The organism is Barnesiella sp. CU968 (genome assembly GCF_905219685.1).
GTDB lineage: Bacteria > Bacteroidota > Bacteroidia > Bacteroidales > Muribaculaceae > Lepagella > Lepagella muris_A.
This window is the reverse complement of sequence record NZ_CAJMXD010000224.1, coordinates 1-4,902: the sequence shown is the minus strand read 5'-3', so window position 1 is coordinate 4,902 and position 4,902 is coordinate 1. Positions and strand designations below refer to the sequence as shown.

Annotated in this window: 4 protein-coding genes and 1 pseudogene; 2 read left to right on the top strand and 3 right to left on the bottom strand. The window is 41.6% G+C overall.

Annotated elements, in window-relative coordinates:
- Positions 1-205 precede the first annotated feature (205 nt).
- A complete protein-coding gene (locus JX312_RS09130) occupies positions 206-760 on the bottom strand; it encodes a hypothetical protein (RefSeq protein WP_124029399.1) in 555 nt (184 codons plus the stop codon).
- A 165-nt stretch (positions 761-925) separates the two neighbouring features.
- Positions 926-1,492, bottom strand: coding sequence for a DUF4230 domain-containing protein (locus tag JX312_RS09125; RefSeq protein ID WP_123403166.1), 567 nt, complete (start codon positions 1,490-1,492; stop codon positions 926-928).
- 534 nt (positions 1,493-2,026) lie between these two features.
- On the opposite strand from JX312_RS09125, the gene nadA reads away from it, so the two are divergent.
- The gene (nadA, locus tag JX312_RS09120) at positions 2,027-2,959 is read left to right on the top strand and encodes a quinolinate synthase NadA (RefSeq protein ID WP_123403164.1); all 933 of its coding nucleotides are present in this window, start codon (positions 2,027-2,029) and stop codon (positions 2,957-2,959) included.
- A gap of 39 nt (positions 2,960-2,998) precedes the next feature.
- Positions 2,999-3,559 (top strand): TrmH family RNA methyltransferase, encoded by a 561-nt coding sequence (locus JX312_RS09115; RefSeq protein ID WP_123403162.1) that lies wholly within the window; start codon positions 2,999-3,001, stop codon positions 3,557-3,559.
- 239 nt (positions 3,560-3,798) lie between these two features.
- On the opposite strand, the pseudogene recA reads toward JX312_RS09115, so the two are convergent.
- Positions 3,799-4,827: pseudogene (gene recA / locus JX312_RS09110) on the bottom strand (recombinase RecA); the annotation flags it as partial.
- Between the last annotated feature and the right edge of the window lie 75 nt (positions 4,828-4,902).

Below are 4,902 nucleotides of genomic sequence, written 5' to 3'. Positions count from 1 at the left end.
ATATAGTAATATTGCGAATCTTTATAATATCGCTTTTATAAGATGAAGCAACCGGATTTATGATTATCACCTGTAAATCTAATTTCCATAAATTTTTATTTTTCGATTGCAAATGTATATAAAATTTTGAATTTTACAAAACAAAAGATAAAAATATTTTCATAAAATTTAAAATTTCCTGTTTTTATATAAAAAACACTTGTTTTTACTTCATTTTCAGACAGCCGTCAGGAGCTGTATCCGTTACAATCACAGGTTTTCGATAGATATTTTGCGCGAGTTCTTCAAGATTCCGCTTTCCTTCGGCACGTGCACGTCTCACCACACCCGTGCGATAAAGTCTTTTGATGGAATTCTTTTTTATTTCCGCCTTTACAATATTTTCTTCCCTGTCCGTGAGTTTATCGCTGCGCAACACGCCAAGCAACCCGATGTTTTTAGTATCTATGACCTCCCATGAATTATCTTCTGTCGATTCATATAATTCCACAATTTCAGGAGGCAGAATAATTCTGACCGTATCACCCAAGGTATCTGCATTTAGTTTCTCAAGATCAAAAGATATGCTTCCAGACTGTTTCTGGATTCCGAAAATCACCTTGTCATTAATAGTGTCGAGCACCGGTATCTCGCTGTAAATATCCACCGCGCAAAGACGCACCATGCTCTCTATTTCATTTATACGCGCCTTCCCTGTCTCTACATCTGCCTTCGCAGGAGATTTAAAATAAAAATATATGAATCCTGCTGCAACTGCCAAAACAACACAGTATATGAGAAATTTTATAATCCTTAACATATGCTTAACCAAGTATTGAAATTTAATTTATAATAAGTAAATGCCGTGCTTATTTAAATCATGAAAGCATACAAAAGATTAAAAATTTAAATAAGCTAATTTCCAACACTTACTTATAGATTTATATTACTTACCGAATACCACTTCGGCATGATAACCGCGAGAAGCGAAAAGATTTTCAAAATAAGCACGAGCCTTGCGCTCTGCAGTGTCCGTAAGTCTCTTCTTGAAAACAGGATTATTCTCCACCTCTTTTTTAAAAGAGGCATTAGCCTTCTCCTTTATTTCCGCCCTTTCTTTGGAATCAAGTTCACTGCGCAGCAGACCAATGTTTTCATACTCTTTCCTCATACCCATGTCACGTCCCGTTATTTCCGTCCTCACAGGAGGCAATATGACTCTCACTTTCATATTGTCATCGTCAAATATGAAATCATCCGGCTGCAATTCCGAAAGATCTATATAAGCCCGCATATATGAATCATAAGAGTATACGGCTATACGTTTTCCTATGGTATACCAGTCGGAAGATTCCAGCTTTGCCGTTTTAGTTATCGACATGGATGCCAGTGCCATTTTATTTACCGAACGTATTTCCTGATAGATTTCAGTCTTGAAACTGTCATCTTTCCTGTCGCAGGAAACATATGTGATTCCTGTCATCAACAAAACCGTAAGCAGATATTTTTTCATTCTTTATTACTGATGCGTTTCATCAGTAATAACGCCGATTTACCCCGATGGTTGTAAATTATGATATGTAAAAATGCTGTAGATAACCTGTAGATAAGTGTCATAAATCTGTTGATAAGTATGTAGAAAACTCTATGATAACTTTGTTTACAGGAATTTTAGCTTTTAAATGAATTTCTTATACAAAAACAGATTTGAAACATGCAATATCTGCACCAATTTAGTTTTTGCATACTTTTCATCATGGTTATCTACTGTTTCAAGTATGGTTTTCTACAGTTTTCAACCTCGTTTACTGAAGAATTTATTAACTTTGCAATTATCTACAGGATGTTGATAACATCCGCATGCGATTGAGAATCAATCCTACCCCCTGTAGATAACATGATAATAAAGTATGCATAAAGTTCAATAACTCATATTTCCAAATTTTAAGGTAAAAAGTTATTGTCACTTATCTACACCATTTATTATTATTGTTTGTTTTTTTATTAAATTTTTAATTTAAACTTAAACCTAAATAATAAAAAAGCCATGACACATCAAGAGCTTCGCGAAGAGATACTCCGGCTTAAGAAAGAGAAAAACGCATTGATAATGGCACATTATTATCAGCGCGATGAAATACAGGAGATAGCAGACTTCATAGGCGATTCACTCGCCCTTGCCCGTCAGGCGGCAAAGACAGATGCCGACATAATAGTGATGTGTGGAGTGCATTTCATGGGTGAGACGGCAAAGATACTTTGTCCCGGCAAAAAAGTGCTGGTTCCGGATATGGCTGCGGGATGTTCTCTTGCCGACAGTTGCGATGCTGACGATTTCCGCAGATTTGTAGAAGCTCATCCCGGATATACGGTGATAAGTTATGTAAACACTTCGGCAGCCGTCAAGGCACTTACCGATATAGTGGTGACATCGGGCAACGCCCGCAAGATAGTTGAGTCGCTTCCTGCCGATGAAAAAATAATCTTCGGACCGGATAAGAATCTGGGGGGATATATAAATTCTGTTGCAAGCCGCGACATGCTTCTATGGCAAGGTGCATGTCATGTCCACGACCGTTTTTCCATAGATAAAATAATGGATCTTAAAAAGGAGCATCCTGAGGCAAAAATTCTCGTTCATCCTGAATGTCGCCGTCCGTTGCAGCTCATAGCCGACAAAGTGGGTTCTACAGCCGCGCTGCTTGAGTTTGCGGAGAAAGACGAGGCTCCGGAATATATAGTGGTCACGGAAAGCGGTATCCTTTTCGAGATGCGCCGCAAATGCAGCTCCAAGCGTTTTATCCCGGCGCCTGCCGAGGATTCGGAATGCCAGTGTAACGAATGCGATTACATGAAGCTGAATACTCTGGAAAAAGTCTATGCAGCCTTGCGCGATGAAGCTCCGGAGATACACGTTGATCCCGAGGTAGCAGCTAAGGCGATACGCCCCATAGAAAGAATGCTTGAGCTCAGCGTGTGAAATAAGGTAATATGCACGGCGATCTTAAAAAGAATCAAGTTGGAACGCAAGAAAAAAAACATAATAGAGCTGTCAAACTGTTCTGAGGAAGAATATAAAGGTATAAGTAAAATACCGGTAAAAGTCCTTGCGGACAATGTCCGCTCAATGTATAACATAGGCGCGGTGTTCCGCACATCCGATGCCTTTCTTATAGATGAGATTGTGCTTGGAGGAATCTCCGGTTGTCCTCCTCATCCTGAAATATCAAAGACAGCTCTTGGAGCTGAATGCACTGTATCCTGGCGACATGTAGACGATGCTGTGGCAGAAGCTATGAGACTCAAAGATGAGGGATGGAAAATATGCACGCTTGAGCAGACCCACAACAGCACTTGTCTTGGAGATTTCCTGCCTTTGCCCGATGAGCGTTATGTGCTTGTGGTGGGTAATGAAGTGGAGGGAGTTGACCAGCGCATTGTAGATATAAGCGATGTGGTGCTGGAGATTCCACAGTACGGAGTGAAACACTCCCTCAACGTATCTTCGAGCACCTCGATAGCTCTATGGCACTTCAACTCTCATATGATGGAATTCAAGACAAATGATAAAAGTGAATGAACGGAAGATAAATGAGAATAAAAAATAAAGGATGGCTTCTGAAGCCATCCTTTATTTTTACTCTCGTATTTTTAGTCTTCAATTTCGAAATCATCTCCGAAGAGATCTTCCTCAACCTCTTGTTCGTTGTCGAAATCTTCAAATTCCTCTTCTCTTTCTTCCTCCTCATCTACCTTTTTTGAATCCTTGCTCGGGAGGAAAGGATTCTTTTTCTTCCCCTTTTTATCCTCCTTTTCTGCATTCATGGCAGCGTATATTTTCTGTGTAAGTTCTTCCGCGAGATCTGGATTATCCTCAATCACGCCTTTTACGGCATCTCTGCCTTGTCCGAGTTTAGACCCGTTGTAAGAGAACCATGCACCGGATTTTTTAACCACTTCGTATTCCACCGCGAGGTCGATTATTTCTCCGGCGCGGGAGATTCCCTTGCCGAATATCATGTCGAATTGTGCGCGTGTGAAAGGTGGCGCCACTTTGTTTTTGACAACCTTCACCTTTGTGAGGCGTCCGATTGTCTCGTCACCATCTTTAATTGGAGAAGAAGCGCGAATGTCGAGACGTACGGAAGCGTAAAACTTAAGAGCGTTACCACCTGTGGTAGTTTCCGGATTACCGAACGACACACCTATCTTTTCGCGTATCTGGTTAATGAAGATGCAGCATGTGCGTGTGCGAGATATGGTTCCCGTAAGTTTGCGCATAGCCTGCGACATAAGGCGTGCGTGTAGCCCCACATTCTTTTCGCCCATCTCCCCTTCTATCTCCGCTTTGGGAGTAAGAGCCGCGACGGAGTCGATTACCAGGACATCTATTGCCCCGGAGTTGATGAGCTGTTCAGCAATGTCAAGAGCCTGCTCGCCGTTGTCGGGCTGTGCTATCCAGAGATTGTTGACATCCACTCCGAGTTTTTCGGCATAAAAGCGGTCGAAAGCATGCTCCGCATCCACTATGGCGCAAATGCCGCCCATTTTCTGCGCCTCGGCTATCACATGGATGGCGAGCGTGGTTTTTCCGGAAGATTCAGGTCCATAGATTTCCACTATTCTGCCACGCGGAAGACCACCCACTCCGAGAGCATAGTCGAGGGTAATGGATCCGGTAGGAATTGTCTCCACATCCTTCACGGCGTCATCGCCGAGACGCATCACTGTTCCCGAACCGAAATCTTTCTCAAGATGAGCCATTGTCACGTCAAGAGCCTTGAGTTTTTCAGCCATGTCGGTGATTTTGCCCGTAGCCACAGCCTTGGTTGCTTTCTTTTTTGCCATAAGTAAGTATTGAAAATTAGTTTATAATAAGTAAATGCTGTGCTTATTTAAATTTTGAATCTTTTGGATGCTTTC